The 17622-nt window shown below is 66.3% G+C and carries 13 protein-coding genes; 6 read left to right on the top strand and 7 right to left on the bottom strand.

The annotated features are described in order from the left end of the window. Positions 1–20 precede the first annotated feature (20 nt). Positions 21–665 carry an alpha/beta hydrolase gene (locus ABZ833_RS17705; RefSeq protein WP_361047281.1) on the bottom strand — a complete coding sequence of 215 codons (645 nt, stop codon included), beginning with the start codon at positions 663–665 and terminating at the stop codon, positions 21–23. Positions 666–715: 50 nt separating this feature from the next. Here ABZ833_RS17705 and ABZ833_RS17710 point away from each other — a divergent pair, with 50 nt between their 5' ends. From ABZ833_RS17710 to ABZ833_RS17725, 4 genes are all read left to right on the top strand, one after another. Beyond that, a complete protein-coding gene (locus ABZ833_RS17710) occupies positions 716–1714 on the top strand; it encodes a LysR family transcriptional regulator (RefSeq protein ID WP_361047283.1) in 999 nt (332 codons plus the stop codon). 745 nt (positions 1715–2459) lie between these two features. Next, complete coding sequence (locus ABZ833_RS17715; protein ID WP_361047285.1) at positions 2460–2582, top strand: hypothetical protein; 123 nt, start codon at positions 2460–2462, stop codon at positions 2580–2582. A gap of 64 nt (positions 2583–2646) precedes the next feature. After that, entirely contained in the window at positions 2647–7227 is a 4581-nt protein-coding gene (locus ABZ833_RS17720) for a DUF6531 domain-containing protein (RefSeq protein ID WP_361047287.1), read from the top strand. 460 nt (positions 7228–7687) lie between these two features. After that, on the top strand, positions 7688–7840 hold the full coding sequence (locus tag ABZ833_RS17725; protein ID WP_361047289.1) for a hypothetical protein: 153 nt from the start codon (positions 7688–7690) through the stop codon (positions 7838–7840). 261 nt (positions 7841–8101) lie between these two features. On the opposite strand, the gene ABZ833_RS17730 is transcribed toward ABZ833_RS17725, so the two are convergent. The 3 genes from ABZ833_RS17730 to ABZ833_RS17740 form a co-directional block, all read right to left on the bottom strand. After that, positions 8102–8821, bottom strand: a complete 720-nt coding sequence (locus ABZ833_RS17730; protein WP_361047292.1) for a hypothetical protein — start codon at positions 8819–8821, stop codon at positions 8102–8104. A gap of 305 nt (positions 8822–9126) precedes the next feature. Further along, positions 9127–9786, bottom strand: coding sequence for a hypothetical protein (locus ABZ833_RS17735; RefSeq protein WP_361047294.1), 660 nt, complete (start codon positions 9784–9786; stop codon positions 9127–9129). A 264-nt stretch (positions 9787–10050) separates the two neighbouring features. Beyond that, a complete protein-coding gene (locus ABZ833_RS17740) occupies positions 10051–10605 on the bottom strand; it encodes a MarR family transcriptional regulator (protein ID WP_361047296.1) in 555 nt (184 codons plus the stop codon). A gap of 139 nt (positions 10606–10744) precedes the next feature. Here ABZ833_RS17740 and ABZ833_RS17745 point away from each other — a divergent pair, with 139 nt between their 5' ends. Further along, entirely contained in the window at positions 10745–11686 is a 942-nt protein-coding gene (locus ABZ833_RS17745; protein ID WP_361047299.1) for an EamA family transporter, read from the top strand. A gap of 65 nt (positions 11687–11751) precedes the next feature. Continuing rightward, the gene (locus ABZ833_RS17750) at positions 11752–12399 is read left to right on the top strand and encodes an NAD(P)H-binding protein (RefSeq protein ID WP_361047302.1); all 648 of its coding nucleotides are present in this window, start codon (positions 11752–11754) and stop codon (positions 12397–12399) included. Here the strand turns inward: ABZ833_RS17750 and ABZ833_RS17755 are convergent. The 3 genes from ABZ833_RS17755 to ABZ833_RS17765 all read right to left on the bottom strand — a co-directional run bounded on the left by ABZ833_RS17755 (position 12383) and on the right by ABZ833_RS17765 (position 17516). Beyond that, on the bottom strand, positions 12383–13867 hold the full coding sequence (locus tag ABZ833_RS17755; protein ID WP_361047304.1) for an RICIN domain-containing protein: 1485 nt from the start codon (positions 13865–13867) through the stop codon (positions 12383–12385). The two genes, ABZ833_RS17750 and ABZ833_RS17755, sit on opposite strands and share 17 nt — an antisense overlap. A gap of 230 nt (positions 13868–14097) precedes the next feature. Then, positions 14098–15411 (bottom strand): acyltransferase, encoded by a 1314-nt coding sequence (locus ABZ833_RS17760; RefSeq protein WP_361047307.1) that lies wholly within the window; start codon positions 15409–15411, stop codon positions 14098–14100. Continuing rightward, complete coding sequence (locus ABZ833_RS17765) at positions 15408–17516, bottom strand: glycosyltransferase (protein WP_361047541.1); 2109 nt, start codon at positions 17514–17516, stop codon at positions 15408–15410. The genes ABZ833_RS17760 and ABZ833_RS17765 overlap by 4 nt, the downstream gene beginning before the upstream one ends. Positions 17517–17622: the final 106 nt, after the last annotated feature.

The raw sequence follows: 17622 nt of genomic DNA on the forward strand, positions 1-17622 counted from the left end.
AGTGACGGCCAGAGCCGCGTTCACGGCGTACGCGCGGTCATCCGCACCCTGGGGTCGAGGCACCAGTCGAGGACGGACGGCCAAGGACCGTAGCCCGCGTCCAGGTCCAGATGAGCCCCGCCGGGTACGACATCGGTGTCGAGGCCGAGCGGCAGTCCGTACTCCCCGGCCGCGCCACCCGGGCAGTACGGATCGTCGTCCGCGGCCACGAGCCTGGTCTCGCCCGCAGCAGCCGCGACCTGCTCGGCGGTGACCTTCGGCGGCGCGAACCCCGCCACCTCCTCGTACCCGGCGAGGACTTCGGAGGACGGCGGCGCGACCAGGAGCACCCGGTCGGCCCGGACACCGCCGCGGGCGACGGCGTGCAGCCAGAGCAGCACGGCGAGGCTGTGGCAGACGATGACGCGTTCACGCCCGTCGCCGGCCTCGCCCTCCTGCGCAAGGAGGTCGTGGAGCTGCCCGAGCCACGTCTCCAGTTGCGGATCGTCCGGCGCCGGAAGCTGGGGATAGGCCACGCGCCCGCCGCGAGCGGTCAGTTCGCCCGCGAGCCAGCGCTGCCAGTGCCCTTCGGGCCGGTGGTTCTGCCACCCGTGGAGGATCAGAAAGGAGGAGTGCGAGGCCCGAGACGAGACCGAGGCCGAGGTTGTACCGGTGCTGGAAGTCATGACGGAATGCTCGACGCCATCAATCCATCAGGTCCAGTTAATGTTTCTGGATGGAACAGGTAAGCGGGACCTTCACCATGGATCTGCGCCGCCTCAGCGCACTGCGCGAACTGGACCGCAGAGGCAGCCTGGCGAAGACGGCAGAGGCCATGCATCTGACCCCGTCCGCCGTGTCCCAGCAACTCACCGCCCTCGCCCGCGAGCTGGGCGTCCCGCTGATCGAGCGGAAGGGGCGGGGCGTGAGGCTCACGGGCCAGGCGAGGGTCGTGCTCCAGCACGCGGATGTGATTGCCGCGCAACTGGAGCGTGCGCGAGCGGAGTTGGCCGCCTGGGGCGAGGGTCGACGAGGCACGCTCACGATCGGCGGCTTCTCCAGCGCGATTTCGGGCCTGCTGCCCGCGGCACTGAAAGGTCTCTCCGAAACACACCCCGACATCGACATCGCCGTGGTGGAGTCTGAGCCGCCGGACCTGTTCACGAGCCTGGACGCGGGCGACATCGACATCGCGGTGGCCGTGGACTTCGCGGCGGCGCCCCCGTTCACGGACCGCAGATACGTCCGCACGCCCCTGCTCACAGACATCCTGGACATCGCACTGCCGGCCGGACACCGCCTGGCCGACCTCCCCCAAGTCCCCCTGCGCGAACTGGCCGCCGACCCCTGGATCGTCGGAGACGCCCGAAGCTGCTGCGGGGCGGTGACGCGCTCCGTCTGCGCGGCGGGCGGCTTCACCCCGGAGATCCGCCACGCGGTGAACGACTGGCAGTCACTGGCGGCGCTGGTGGAGGCGGGCGCAGGTGTGGCCCTCGTACCGCGCCTGGTCCAGCCCCTGCACCGCCCCGGCGTGACCCTGCGCGCCCCGGAGGGAGACGCCCCGGTCCGCCATGTCTTCGCGGCGGTCCGCACGGGCGCCGAGAACGACCCGGTACTGACGGCAACACTGGCCCACCTGACAGCGGCCGCACGTCACGCAACGACGTCGGCCGGGCACCCCACAGGCACCCCCACCTCGACCCACAACAACTTCCCCCCACTGCCGAACAGCTGATCCCCAAGCGGCCAACCGCCCCCAGGCGTCCGCGCACTGCCGTACGAGGAAGAGGCCACGCCCACTGTCGGAGCCCACCGGCACGGGCACACCGAACGCACCGGGAGGCTTGTCGAAGGGGGGATTTGGGGCTGCTGTCCCACACCCCGACACGAAGCCGCCCGACACGGACGGACCGCAACCGCAGTGGGGCGGGCCCGTAGGCGATGTCAGCCAACTCATTGCCCTACAGGCTAGGGCGGATCGTTCGCATGACAGCATTTGCACCATAGGTATCGTCAGTTGCTCTGAGGCGCCGTCGTCACAGTTGGAGTCGGACGCCCGTTGCGGTTCCGATCACAGCAAGCGCCGCGCTCTTGCTGACCGGATGCGGATCCGGCCACAACGGTGACGACTCGTCCGACAAGATCAAGGGCACCGGGGGTGAAGACATGGACACTTCGGACACCGCCGCCGCGTCGGCGAAGCCGGACGGGGCCAAGCGGACGGAGATCAAGCTGCCGAAGCCCATCCAAGTCGACATCGCCGGCTGGACGCACAACGATCCCAAGCCGCAGACCATCCAGGATGATGGGAGAGACCGGCTGTGCGCAGAATACGCCGCCATCATCGCGGCCGATCCACAGGACAGCGCGCTGAGGTTCTACAGCTCGGGCGCCCCCTCAAGTCTGCCCCCGCCTGGGTCAGGGCGTACAAGGATCTCGGTCTCAAGGGACGGGTCCGCGTCTTCGATCCCCACGTACATATGGGCAACGAAGGATTCGACGTCCTCTTCCGCTGTGTTGACGAGGACTACACGATGAACCTCAAGATCCAGGAGATCCAGTCCATCAACCACGGAGCGGCAACTGACAGCTGTGCGCCCTGATTCAACAAGGCTATACAAGTGGGGGATTTGAACAGTGTCGCAACGTCCAGCGGACTGGCATGTCTTGGATCTGGAGAAGGATCCAACACCGGGAGATCCGCATCGGGTCCGGAACCTTGCCAAGAACCTGCACGATTTCGCCGACGATGTCTCGAAGGTGTTGCGGGACATCAAGGGGATGGCGGGTGAGGACGCGATCCTCACCTGGGCGGGCAAGACCGCTGAATCGTTCACCTCGGAGTTCGAGGATGCGCCCGGCAAGCTGAAGAAGCTCAAGAAGAGCTACGAGATGGCGGGCGACGCCCTCTCCACCTACTGGCCCGAACTGGAGCGCGCCCAGGCCCTGGCCGACAAGGCCCTGGTCAAGGGCCGCGAAGCGCAGGGTGACCTGTCCTCCGCGCAGACCCGGCTGACCTCCGCGGACTCGTGGATGGACAAGGCGGGCAAGGAAGCCGACAAGTACAAGGACGACAAGGACAGCGGGAAAGACGTCCCCAAGCCCGACCCGGACAAGGTCAAGGCCGCCACCCGCAACGCCAACTCCGCCGAGAAGGCCCAGAGCGCCGCCAAGTCCGACGTCTCGGCGGCGAAGTCCAACCTCGATGCCGCGAAGAAGATGGCCGAGGACGCGCGCAAGATGCGCGAGGACGCGGCAGGCACGGCGAAGAAGAAACTCGAAGACGCCTCCGACGCCGGTATCCAGAACCGCAAGTGGTGGGAGGAAGTCGGGGACTGGGTCACCGACAACTGGGACACCATCGTCGCCGTCTGCAAAGTCGTCGTCGCCGTCCTCGGCATCATCGCCATGATCATCGGCGGGCCCATCCTCGGCGCCATCGTCCTCATCGCCGCCCTCGTCGTCCTCGCCGACACCCTCAACAAATACGCCAACGGGGAAGCAGGCCTACTCGACGTCGCCTTCGCCGCCCTGGACTGCATCCCCGGCATGAAGGGCCTCACCTCCCTCCGCGGCCTCGCCAAGGGCCTCAAAGGCCTCAAGAGCGGGCTCAAGGGTCTCAAGTCGGCACGCTCGGCACTGAATGGCGTGGCAAAGGGTTCCTACGATCGACTCAAGACGCTGGTCAAGGGGTGCGGTGACCCGGTAGATGCAGCCACTGGCTACATGTTCCTCGAAGCCACCGACATCAGCCTGCCTGGCACCCTGCCGTTCGCCTTCATCCGCCGTAATTCCTCTGGCTACCGCACCGGCTGGTGGTTCGGCCCCACCTGGGCCTCCACGATCGACCAGCGCCTGGAGGTCGATGAGCAGGGCATCGTCTTCGTCACCGAAGACGGCATGCTCTTGGCCTATCCGCATCCTGAAGGCCCGGGCAGCCCGGTCCTACCTGAGTCCGGGCCACGCTGGCCTTTGGTCCAAGCCGACAACGGCGGCTACCTCATCACCAACCCCGTCATCGGCCACAACCGCCACTTCGCCCCGCCCACAGAAGGCTTGGCGCTTCTGTCACGCGTGTCCGATCGCAATCACAACACCATCGACTTCGATTACGACGCTGAGGGCACTCCGCTCGCGATTCGTCACAGCGGCGGCTACTCCCTCAAGCTCACTGTCAACGATGGCCGAGTGACTGCGCTGTCCATGGATGGGGCGCTAAGCGGCGGATCGCGCATGGCTGTCAAACAGTACGACTACACCGATGGCGACCTCACCGCCGTCACCAACTCCTCCGGGCTCTCCCTGAAGTTCACCTACGACGAGCAAATGCGCATCACTTCGTGGGAAGACACCAATCACAGTCGATACGAGTACGCCTACGATGCCCAGAACCGCTGCACCGCTCAGGGAGGCGCCGCCGGGCATCTCGCCAATTCCTTCGCCTATGAGCTTACGGACCCCGCATGGCCCGACTGCCGTATCACTGAGGTCACGACTTCCGAAGGCTCCGCTTCCCGCATCGTCATCAACGACCGATGCCTGGTGGTTGCCGAAGTGGACCCACTCGGCGGCATATTTACGACTGCGTATGACAACAACCAATACGTGTGTGCCACGACGGACCAGGTCGGCCACACCACTCGCGTCGTCAACAACGAGCTGGGACAGCCCACCGAAGTGACGCGGCCTGATGGGGCAGTCGTGCGCGTCACCTACAACAATCTGAACCTGCCCACTGCCATTGAGCAGCCGGACGGCACGACCTGGTCGCACACCTACGATGAGCGAGGAAATTGCACCTCAACGACGGACCCAGCAGGTGTCACGGCTCGAACCACTTACACCGCTACAGGATCCCCTGCCACGGTGACCAATCTGCTGGGACACACCACGCAGGTGCGTTGCTCCCCGGCCGGCCTGCCCGCCGAGGTTGCAAATCCATTCGGTGGCGTCACCACCTGGGAACATGATGCGCTGGGCCGTCCCATCGTCATCACCAACATGCTGGGCCAGACCACGCAATTGGGTTGGTCGACCGAAGGGCAGCTCCTGCACCGCGTTGCTGCAGACAGCACTCACGAGGAATGGACGTACGACGGTGAGGGCAACTGCACCAGCTATACCGATCAGCTGGGCCAAGTAACCCGATTCGAGTACACCCACTTCGATCTGCTCGCTTCCCGCACGGGGCCGGACAACGCTCGGTACGCGTTCACCCATGACGCAAGCCTTCGGCTGACCCAGGTCATCAATCCTCAGGGGTTGATGTGGGATTACATATACGATGCTGCCGGAAATCTCGTGGGTGAGGCCGACTTCGACAACCGCACCGTCACCTACACACGTGACGCTTCCGGGCAAATCACGTCCCGCGCTAATCATTTGGGACAAGACATCAGGTTCGAGCACGATGAACTCGGGCACATCATCCGCAAGGAATCTGCCGGGGTTGTCACCACGTTCGAATACGACCTGCTCGGCAATCTGACTCGTGCCGACAGCCAGGGTTCCTCGATCGTCCTGGAACGCGATCGTCTGGGGCAACTTATTGCTGAGACAGTGGACGACCGCACGATCGCCTACACCTACGATGAGTTTGGTCGCCGCACGAGCCGCACCACCCCCAGCGGAGCCACCAGCATGTGGCAGTACGACGAGATGGGGCAGATTTCGCGCCTCACCGCCTCGGGGCGCTCGATCGATTTCGACCGCGACCTTGCTGGCCAGCAGCTCGGACTTCGTTTTGGGAATGGCATCGCCCTGTCCAATTCCTTCGACGAGACAGGACGCCTCACTAGTCAAGCGATAAAAGCGGTGGACGGGAATACCGTTCAACGCCGATCATATCGCTACCGTGCCGACGGCAACCTCACCGGAATTATGGACCACCTGTCCGGCCCTCAGCAGTTCGACCTGGATGCAGCGGGCAGAGTGACAGCGGTCCATGCCCGAGACTGGCATGAGGCCTACGCGTACGACGCGTCCGGAAACCAGACTCACTCCCATTCGCCCATCACCCACCCCGGGCACGAGGCCAACGGCCCGCGCGTATACACAGGGACCCAGCTCACTCGTGCCGGGAACGTACGTTATGAACACGACAGGCTTGGTCGCACTACCCTGCGCCAAAAGACGCGTCTATCCCGTAAGCCAGACACCTGGCATTACGAGTGGGATACAGAGGATCGACTCGCGTCCGTCATCACCCCGGATGGCACTCGATGGCACTATCGATACGATCCTCTTGGGCGTCGCATCGCGAAGCAGCGCCTCACCCCTGAAGGTGAGGCAATAATTGAGCAAACGGTTTTCATCTGGGATGGCACAACGATGTGCGAGCAGACCAGCGTGTCACCTGCGCTACCTCGCCCCATTACGCTGACTTGGGACTATCAGGGAAATACCCCGATTTCTCAGACAGAGCGCATTGCCACCGATACCCCTCAAGAGGAAATAGACTCACGCTTCTTCTCTATCGTCACTGACCTGGTCGGAACCCCGACTGAAATGATAGATGAGAACGGTGACATCGCGTGGCGATCTCGAAGTACGCTTTGGGGGACCACCGCATGGAATACAAACAGCAGCACGTACATACCGCTGCGATTCCCTGGACAGTACTTCGACCCTGAAACCGAACTCCACTACAACTACTTCCGCCACTACGATCCAGAGACTTCCCGTTATCTAACCCAAGATCCCCTGGGCCTCGGCCCCGCCGATAATCCATCAACCTACGTACACAACCCTCACACCTGGGTTGACCCCTTGGGGCTTGCAGGCTGCAAGCCTTCCCTAGGAGAGCGCCTAAAGGGACTCTTCGGGGGCGGGAGGACATCCGATTCTCCGGCGGTGCCTGACACGGCCCCTGCCGAGCCTCCACGAATGTTGAACCCGGCTCCCCCAGGCATGGGCAGTCCAGCAACCCTGTACGGCCCCTTCCATCGCCTTTCCTCACCCACACAGACCAGAGAAGTCACCGATCAGGTGATCCAGTCAGGGGAACTTTGGGGCCGCACATCACGCTTCGGCGGTGACGAAATGGTTCAGGCTCACGTAGGCCCGCTGCCCGAAAATGCCCGCCCAGGAAGCTTCGAGTTCTACACCTCCGTCGCCCCCAAGCCGGCGAAGAACTCGCCTCCGGGCTACGCGGGATGGGAACTTGGCAAGCAGCCCGGTGTCCAACACGCCCAGAGCAACGGTGAAGACTTTGCTCGCATCCCAGTCTTCGTAACTCAAGTGAGATGATTATGGAACGTATCCCTGCAGTGCAATTCCAAGGGACTCCGCAGAAATACATTGCGCAGCTTGACGTTGCAACAGAGTCAATCGAGTCCACATGGGGGGCCCATGAGGTGACCTATGACGACCTCGGCCCGTGGCTTACGTTTTCATTCTCTCTTGAGGATGGAACACTGACAGCCTTGGTCAGAGAAGTAGAAAACGCTCCGCACCCCGGGTACATTTTGACAGCGATCGGCGATCGCCCTTCTTCTGAGATCCTTGAGAATTTCATCTCCGAAGCCGGTATGGACTCAGAGTCCGTTCTCCACGCGTCGGACGAGTGAGGCGTTTCCAAGTCTTTCGAACTCTCGTGAGCGCCAGTCAAGACAGGCTCGCAGCGTGTTGCAATGCTCGGGACGGTGGCCATAATATCCGACCCCTGTCCGGCGCGGATCTTGGAGATGTCCTCGGCGAAGGTGGTGTCGTGGACGAAGTGGAGCCGGTTCTCGATGGCCCATTGCGAGCGGACGATCTTCGCGATGCACTCCGGGAAGGCGCCGCGGCTGGTCCGATCGGTGACGCCGTCGACGGTCTCGGGATTGCGCTGGCGATCTGCAGCACACTCACCAACGAGTGACGGTTACCGCACCGATGCCGCGGATCAGCCAGCGCAGCCAGCCGCTGCGGCAGTCCCGCGAGTGCGCGGTGCTGCCACTGCGGCTTACTCCATCGCGAATCTCGGTGGAGCTGCGGGATCCCCCTTTGGAGAGACCTCGACAGGAGACAGCCGGAGAGGGACGAGGTGCAAGACCGAATCCGCTGACACGCCACCAACCACCCCGCGCCACCGCGACTTTCCTGCAGCCACCGCAGCTTTGCACCTCTCGGCAGGGGGCGCTCACCGGTTGACGGACTGGATCTCCTCGACTGCCACCGGCTGATCCGCGCCGAACTCGCCCTCGGGGAGGTCGCCGCCCTCGCCGTTGGTGCTGGTCCAGCTGATCTTCCAGGTGACGGTTGCCTGGAGGTTGTACGAGTCGTCACCGGAGGACCGCAGGTACTGCACGCCGCACGGCGGCAACGTGTCCGCGGGAGTGCCCTTGGCGCGGGGCTCGCCGATCTTGCCGTCCTCGATGGGGCACTCTCCCGAAGCGGGGTAGGTCTCAGCGTCCGCTGTTCCCGGCTTGATGGAGAGGGACATGGGCTCAGCGGTCGCCGTCGCGGAAAGCCCCGAGCCCGGGATGCTCGCGGTGACGGAGACCTTCTTGAACTTCGCCTTGTCCAGCCAGACCCAGGTCGGGAGATTGACCTTCGTCGTTCCCTCGGGTGCCATCGTGATCTCGGTGCTGGGGACGGGCAGTTCGTCGTAGGCGTACTCGGCGAGGATCTTGGGGGAGACCGCGAGCGGTTCCTTGGGTGTGTCGCCCGTGGGCACCCAGAAGGGCATCCTCTTGCAGGAGTTGGCCTCGGGGTCGTCCTTGCGCTTTTCGTTGACGGCCGCCGCCCAGAACTGTCCCTCACCCTGCTTGTCGAGGTTGTAGTTCTTGTAGGGGCGGCCTTCCTTGAAGTACATGTCGAACACGCCACCCACGGCGTCGCCGATCCCGAATACCTTCATCCCCCGGATCGCTTTTACCGTGGCCTGGATCTGCTTCGGGGAGTAGGCGGGCTCGTACCAGCAGGCAGGTGGATCCCAGTTGCTGTTCGCGGGTGTGAGCGTGCCCGTCTTGGCGGTTTCCCGAGCGCCGTTGACAGTCGTCTGAATCTTCGTCTCGACGCTGAGGTTCTGGTCCTGACGTCCGGCCTTGGCCTGTGGAGCAGTTACCTGCGTTCCCTTACCACCGGAGGCATACGCGGTGCTTGGCCCCATGGCGACGATCAACACGAGAGGAGGCACGAACCGACGGCTCAACCTGCGCTGGGTCACGGCATGCACCGCTTCGCCGCCGACGTGGTCAACACGCTTGTGGTCTGCCAGACGCCGTCCTCGTTCTTCTCCAGACGGGTGTTGTAGAAGCCGTAGTCCTGCTCGGACCCCGGGATCGACCTGTCTACCTTGCCGGTCTTGCGATCCTTGGGGTACGTCTTGCTCGTGTCCTCGCAATACGTCACCACGGCGGCGCCACCCTTGAGGAACGTGACCTCGCGGTCGTAATACCGGGTGGTCCCGACGAAGGTCTTGCCCCTCTTGTAGAAATCCTGAACGTAGTCCGCAGCAGACAGCAGCGCATCGCCCGACGAATAGAACTTCAGCGCCGGATGCTTCTCGGCATCGACCGTGATCGCCTCGTCAAGCGAGGCGATGCGCCGCTCGTTGTCCGCGAGGACCGCGTCCTTCTTCGCGTCCCCCGTCTTGCCGCCCTCAAAGACGTACTTCACGTCCTTCGGCAGCTTGATCTCCGGCCGCTCGACCCCGTCGTCGGATGCTGTCGGAGACGGCGACTCTCTCTTCTCGCCGGACTCGGCACCCGCGATCTTGTCGTTCTCCTTGGAGTCGCCATCGCCTCCTCCGCAAGCAGAAAGCGAAAGAACTGCGGCAGCAGTAAGGGTGGCCGCTGCGAGCAGGGTGGGTCGGCGATTCACGGTCAGCTCCTGATGAGACGAGGGTTCCCTGGAGTGAACCAAGCTATCGATGAGGGAAGGGCGACGTCACGTCGAGGGTCATGACCAGCGGGACATAGAAGGGCATAGCGTCCACACCTCGCTACCGTTGGCGCATATTGATCGCTCAGCGCTGCACGACCCTCACCAACAGGCATGGGCCATGACGCCTCTTCGCCCTCTTCGCCCTTTGAATCCGCGAAGCCGCCGGACACTTGGCCAGCAGGGGCCCGCGCACCCCCGGGCTCACCCCAGATGTGTATCCCCCAACGAAACCAACAACCGCCGCAACGCCCCATCCAGCGCCAGCCGGTCCTCGGCCGACAAAGCGGCCACCATCCGCTCCTCGTTCGCCACGTGATCCACCACCGCCCGGTCGACAAGATCCAGACCCGCCTCCGTCAGGCGGACCTTGATCGCACGGCGGTCCGCCGGGTCCGGGTGGCGTTCGATGAAGCCCTTGCGTTCCAGCTTGTCCAGGCGGTTGGTGATCGCGCCTGACGTCACCATCGCCGACTTCAGGAGGCCGCCCGCCGTCAGTTCGTGGGGGGCGCCCACCCTCCGCAGTGTCGCCAGGACGTCGAACTCCGCGAACTCCAGGCCGTGTTCGGCGAAGATCGGCTTCATTCCCTTGCTCAGCAGGTGGTCCGCCCGTTTGATGCGGCCCACCAGGGCCATCGCGTCCAGGCCCGCCGCGTCCATGTCCGGGCGCTCGCGGTGCCACTGGGCGCGCAGCTCGTCGATGGCGTCGGCGTCCGCCGCAGTCGCCGTCGCCGTCGACACCACCTCGGGGTCGGTCATTCCCGCACTCCTCTCTCGGCGGCCCGCCCCGGCCAGATATCTCAATGTTCAGATACTTGACGTTCGCGGACCCAGGGTTCATATTTATCTCAACGTTGAGAATAACAGCGTTCAGGGGAAACCGAGGGGGAGCCGCATCATGTCCATCAGCAGCCCGCGCGTCCGCACCGCACACCAGCCGACCAGCCAAGGCCGCCCCAGCCCCGCGCCGCGCAGCCGCGCCCTCGCCGCCGCGGGCCTCGCCGCCATCGGCCCCGCCACCTGGGGCACCACCTACGTCACGACCACCGAACTCCTGCCCCCCGACCGCCCCCTCCTCGCCGCGGCCCTGCGCGCGCTGCCCGCCGGGCTCATCCTGCTCGCCCTCACCCGGCGGCTGCCCAGCGGTGACTGGTGGTGGAAGGCGGGGGTTCTCGGGCTGCTCAACTTCGGGGCCTTCTTCCCCCTCCTCTTCTTCGGCGCCTACCACCTTCCCGGCGGCGTCGCCTCGACCGTCAGCGCCGTCATGCCGCTGCTCGTCGCCGGCTTCGGGGTCGGCGTGCTGAAGGTGCGGCCCACGCGCCGGACCTTGGCCGCCGGGCTCGTCGGAGTCGTCGGCGTCGCGCTTCTCGTCCTGCGCGGCAGCGCATCCATCGACCTCGCGGGGATCGTGGCCATGCTGACCGCCACCACCCTGATGGCCCTCGCCGTCGTACTCAGCAAGCGCTGGGGGCGGCCCGAAGGTGTCTCCCTGCTCGCCCTCACCGGGTGGCAACTCACCGCGGGCGGCCTCGTGTTGGCTCCCATCGCCCTCGGCTTCGAAGGCCTCCCCGACCACTTCACCGGCGCCAACCTCGCCGGGTACGCCTACCTCGGCATCATCGGCACCGCCATCGCGTACGCCCTCTGGTTCCGCGGCATCGAGCGGCTGCCCGCCTCGTCCGTGTCGTTCCTCGGGCTCACCAACCCGGTCGTCGCCACCCTCGCCGGACTGCTCCTCCTAGGGCAGACCCTCACCCTCTGGCAGGTGGGCGGACTGGTCCTCGTCCTGGCGAGCGTCTTCGTCGGGCAAGGCCGCCGCACCGCCCGCAAGCACGCGTAGACCAACCCATCAACCCATCAAACCGACACACACCCCGCACCCCCGCACCCCAAGGAGCAACCGCCATGCGCATCACCGTCTTCGGAGCAGCCGGAAACGTCGGCAGCCGCGTCGTCACCGAAGCCCTCACCCGCGGCCACGACGTCACCGCAGTCGTCCGCGACCCCGCACGCTTCGGCGAACTGCACCCCGCCGCCACCCACCGCACCGGCGACGCCGGAGTCCCCGAGCACGTCGCCGAGTTGAGCGCCGGGCAGGACCTCGTGGTGAACGCCACCAGACCCGCCCCCGGCCGCGAGGCCGAACACGCCGCCATCAGCCGGGCGTTGCTCGCCGGACTCGCCCGCGTCGACGGCGTACGCCTGATGATCGTCGGTGGGGCCGGGAGCCTGACCGTGCCGGGCAAGGCAGGCGTCCTCGCCATCGACGATCCCGCCTACGTCCCCACCGCCTGGCGGCACATCGCCCAGGCCTCCAACGACCAGTTCGACGCCGTCCGCACCGCCGACACCGCGGTCGACTGGACGTATCTGAGCCCGTCCGCCCTGCTGGAGCCGGGCGTGCGCACCGGCACCTACCGGCTCGGCGCCGACGAGTTGATCGTCGACGCCGAGGGCAGTTCCGCCATCTCCATGGAGGACCTGGCGGTGGCGCTCATGGACGAGGCCGAACGCCCCAAGCACCACCGCACCCGCTTCACCGCGGGGTACTGACCGCCCGCTCGAACTGCTGGTTGGCGCCCGTACCACAGGTCCACTGGACCAGGCGGGCGCCGTCGGCCGTGGAGTCGTCCTTGACGTCGAGGCACTTGCCGCTGTGCCGGGAGACGAGCCGGTAGGTGTCGTCTCCCGGTCCGTCTCCCGGCCCGTCCCCCGTCCCGTCTCCGCGCTCCTCGAAGCGCCACTGCTGGTGCGCGCCGGAACCGCATCGGTACTGGTTCACGAAGGCCCCGTCCCCGGTGGACTCGTCCGCCACGTCCAGGCACTTGCCGCTGTGCTGCGCCAGGACGCGTACGTATCCGTCGCCCGCGTCCTCCAGACGCCACTGCTGGTTGAGACCGCCGTCGCAGGAGTACTGCGTGACGGCCGCGCCATCGGCGGAGGAGTCGTCGGAGACGTCGAGGCACTTCCCGCTGTGCCGGGCGGCGAGGCTGTAGTGGGGTCCGCCTCCCACGCCCTTGACCGTTCCGGCGTCGGTGTCGACGGAGATCTGCGGGTACCACGGCAGGCTCATGGTGGTCCTGGTCGGGAAGTCCAGCGGCGCCCAGACGTACTGGGAGTCGTTGACCGTGCCGCCCATGGAGTTGCCCCAGCGGTCGCCCATGTAGAGGTAGGAGGTGCCCGAACTGCCCTGCACGGGAAGGACGTACGCGGTCTGGGAGCCGTACGCGGTCGCGTCACCGACCTCCTTCATCTCCGACCAGGGGCCGGTGATGCTGGTGGCGGTCGCGTACTGCTGCTGGTTGGGGTACCAGCCGCTGGTGCCCGAGGTCAGCATGAAGTAGACGCCGTCGCGCTTGAACAGTGCCGGGGACTCGCGGTGGTGGGCCGGCCAGGGGTTGGCGACCTCCTTGTCGAAGCCCGTGTAGTCGGCGGTCAGCCGGTAGATGAAGAGGTCGGCGTTCTCGCTGCCGGACGAGATCTGGTACGCGGTGCCGTCGTCGTCCTTGAAGAGCGTCATGTCACGGGACGTGGTGCCGCTCGGCGGCCGGAAGCTGCCCTTCCAGCTGTAGTCGCCGTCCACCGTGTCGGAGACGGCGACCGCGGTGCGGGACTCGGTGTAGTCCTTGCCGTTCTCCTTGTGCATCCACATGACGAACTTGCCGGTCTCGCTGTTGTAAATGACCTTGGGGCGCTCGATGTTGGCGACGGAGAGCTCCGGATCGCTCTCCTGCGTCAGGACGTTCTTCCTGAACTCCCATGTCTTCAGGTCGGAGGAGCGGTAGACCGAGACGGCCTTGAAGGTGTTGTCCGCGTGGCGGTTCTCGCCGAACCAGTAGTAGAAGTCACCCACCTTGACGGCTCCACCGCCGTGGGCGTGGACTCCGGCTCCCGTGGTGTCCGTGAACTGGGTCCCGTTGGTGACGGTGACCGGCGCGGCATGTGCCGGGAGGCCGGCGGCAACCAGCCACACCACGCTCAGGATGGCGGCCAGTAAGGGTCTGCGGGCGCGTCGAAACATCGAAGGTCCCTTCTTCGAAGGTGGGGATGGACGCTCTCAGTGACGCTCTTCAGCGTTCCTAATTGTTGAGTCCTGTTGATGTCTGTTGAGGGACCGTAGATGTGCCCGATGTTTGCGTCAACACTGTGTGCGAAATTGGTCTGTTGGCCGTTCTCGCGCACCACAGACGAAGAGGGCTGACCACCAGTCGTCCTGGTGGTCAGCCCTCTGTGATCGCCCGGCCGGGAGCCTCAGCCCCGGTGTGAACCGCCCCGTGGCCCGCCTCGCGAACTGCCTCGCGAACCGCCTCGCGAAGGCGCCGCCGCCGAGCGCCGCGACTTCGCCCCGTTGGGCCACAGCCTGGGGCTCCGCTTCGCCGCGAAGTCCTCGATCCAGCCCACCGCCATCACCATCAGGCCGATCAACGGCCAGACCAGGACCGTCATCCACAGCATGTACGTGGAGTCCAGCGCCGAGCTCCAGCGCTCGTCCTCCATGAACGGCAGGTCGTACGCCATGTCGATGATCGGCACCGTGGCCATGATCAGCAGGTTGTGCCAGAGATAGATCGTCACCGCTCGGTTGTTGGAGAGGGTGATGAGCTTGTCCCAGCGCTTCAGGCGGCCCGGCAGCTCCTGCCACGAGGGCGAGTACTGGAAGAGGATGACGACGAAGCCGAAGGACCACGCCGCCTGGGCGAGGGGGATGTCGTTCAGGTCCCAGCCGTCGGGGCCCAGATGGCCCGACGCCCACCACAGGCCGAAGGCCATGATCAGCGCCGAGACCGACACCGCCACGTAGCGCGGGACGCGGGCGAGTACGCCCTCCTGGTGGGCGATGCCGAGGACCCAGCAACTGCCGTACACCGCGAAGTCCGAGACCGCGTTGCCCGTCTCACCGGGGATCTTGACGATCTCCGTGGCGAGCACCGCCGTCAGGGCGAGCGGCGCGAACAGCGTCGCCCACGGCACCTTGCGGAACGCCCACAGCAGCAACGGCGAGGCGATCACGAACCAGAGGTACGCGCGGATGTACCAGAGCGGTCCCGCGGCCTGCGCCGGCCAGGTGTCCTCCAGGAGGCCCGCCTTGTCCCCGATGTGCCAGGGGAAGGGCGGGGCGCCGATCGGGAAGACGTAGTTGACCATGCTGACCAGGCCCCACGTGTCCCCGTGGTCCGGGTCCTTGGTGACGTTCCAGCCGCCGTAGAAGAGCAGGAACAGCGCGACCGCGCTGAACGCCCACATGGGCGGGAGCAGTCGGCGTATTCGGCCTCGGATCACGCCCCACGCCGGGCGCTTCAGGGAGCGGGCCATCAGCGCGCCCGCCAGGGCGAACATCACGCCCATGGAGGGGAAGAGGATCGTCAGCCAGGCCCAGCCGAACAGGTGGTAGATGACGACGCGGACCAGGGCGAGCGACCGCAGCACGTCGAAGTAGCGGTCGCGGCCCGGCTTCTTGGGCGCGGCCGGGGCAGCGGGGGCCGGGACAGGTGCGGGGCCGACCGGGGTCACCGCAAGGCCGGGCGGCGGCGGCACCTGGGGCAGCGGCTGCGTGGGATAGGTCATGCGACGGGCCTCCGGTCAGGGCTGCCCGTCCGCTGTTGCGGAATCGAGGGCGGCGATCCGAGGACCCCCGTGCGCCGGAGCTTCTGCCAGCGAAGGCGGCCTCCGGTCAGGGCGGTGATCCAGGACTGGAGCAGCACGACGTACATCAGCTGCCGGTAGAGAATCTGCTGGAGGGGCAGCGAGATCAGATGGGTCATGCGCTCGCGGTCGAGCCGGAAGGCGTACGCCGCGCACACCGCCTGGACGGCGAGCACGCCGAGCCACGCGGCGATCGTCTTCTGGGTGGGGCCGAAGAACAGGCCGTACAGCAGGAAGACGTCGATCAGGGGTGCCAGGAGCGGCGCGAGGACCATGAAGAGCGACACCAGCGGCATGCCCACCCGGCCGAAGCGGCCCGATGGGCCCGACTCGATCAGCGAGCGGCGGTGCTTCCAGATCGCCTGCATCGTGCCGTACGACCAGCGGTAGCGCTGGGACCACAGCTGCTGCACCGTCTCCGGCGCCTCGGTCCACGCGCGCGCCTTCTCGGCGTACACGACCCGCCAGCCGTCCCGGTGCATCGCCATGGTGATGTCGGTGTCCTCGGCGAGCGTGTCGTCGCTCATGCCGCCGACCCGCTCGAGGGCCGAGCGCCGGAAGGCCCCCACGGCGCCGGGGATGGTCGGCATGCAGCCGAGCATGTCGTACATCCGGCGGTCGAGGTTGAAGCCCATCACGTACTCGATGTGCTGCCAGGCGCCGATCAGCGAGTCCCTGTTGCCGACCTTCGCGTTGCCCGCGACGGCGCCCACGCGCGGGTCGCCGAACGGCTGCACCAGCTCGCGCACGGTGGACTGCTCGAAGACCGTGTCGCCGTCCATCATCACGATGAGGTCGAAACGGGCGTTGGCTATGCCGCGGTTGAGCGCGGCGGGCTTGCCCGCGTTCTGCTGGCGCACGACGCGTACGTTCGGCAGGCGAAGGCCCTCGACGATGAGCGCGGTGCCGTCCGACGAGCCGTCGTCGATGACGATGATCTCGATGGGGTGGTCGCTCGTCATGAGCGAACGGACCGTGGCCTCGATGCACTTGGCCTCGTTGTAGGCGGGCACGAGGACCGACACCGGTTCGGTGATGTCCGGGCCCCAGCGGAAGCCCTTCCTGCGCACCTTGCGCGCGTGCACCGCGGAGAGCAGCAGCATCAGGCCGAAGCGGAGCATGACCAGCGAGCCGATGACGGCGAGGGCCACGACGAGTACGCCGGTGATCTTCTCCGATGCGCCGACCAGGAAGACCCAGGCCTTGCCCTTCCACAGATCTATGCCGGTGACCGGCGCGTGCGCGCTGGGCGAGTCCAGGGCCTCGGTGAGGTTCGTGAAGCGGTAGCCCTTGTCCTGCAGATCGGGCAGGAAGGTGTCGAGGGCGGCGACGGTCTGCGAGCGGTCGCCTCCGGAGTCGTGCATCAGGACCACGGCGCCGTTGCCGTTCTTGGGCGTGGCGCGGCGGATGATCTCGGCGACGCCGGGGCGCTTCCAGTCCTCGCTGTCGGTGTTGTTGACGACCGTGAGGTACCCGCGGCTGCCGATGTACTTCGTGACCGGCCAGGACTTGTTGTCCATGGCGTCGGAGAACGAGGAGTAGGGCGGGCGGAAGAGGGAGGTGCGGATGCCCGCGGCGCCCGCGAGGGCGAGCTGGTTCTGCGAGAGCTCCCAGTCGATGCGGCTGGAGGACTGGTACGACAGGTCGGGGTGGTTGAACGTGTGCAGGCCGACCTCGTGGCCCTCGTCCACCATGCGCTCGACCAGGTCGGGGTAGCGCGAGGCCATCGTGCCGGTGACGAAGAAGACGCCGTGCGCGTGGTGCTTCTTCAGGACGTCGAGGACCTTGGGGGTCCACTCCGGGTCCGGGCCGTCGTCGAAGGTCAGCACGAGCCGGTGGCGGGGGACGCTCAGTGTCTCCTCGTGGCCGCCGCGCGTGTCGATGACCGGGCCGCCCTCGAGGACCTTCTCCGGGACCTTGCCGGTGCCCGCGGGCGGTTGGATGCGGTGGTCGGCGAGGATCTCGCTGTGCGTGTAGCCGCGCAGCATGAGCATCGCCATCAGGGCGACCAGGAGGAGCAGGGGCATGAGGTAGCGCAGGGGGACCCTGCGCCGCTTGGCGCCGCGGGCGGGCTGCGCGCGGCGTCGGCCGCCACCGCCCCGGGGCTGGGCGTGACTGTTCCTGGAGCCGGCT

This window comes from Streptomyces sp. NPDC047525, from assembly GCF_040643025.1.
Lineage (GTDB): Bacteria > Actinomycetota > Actinomycetes > Streptomycetales > Streptomycetaceae > Streptomyces > Streptomyces durmitorensis.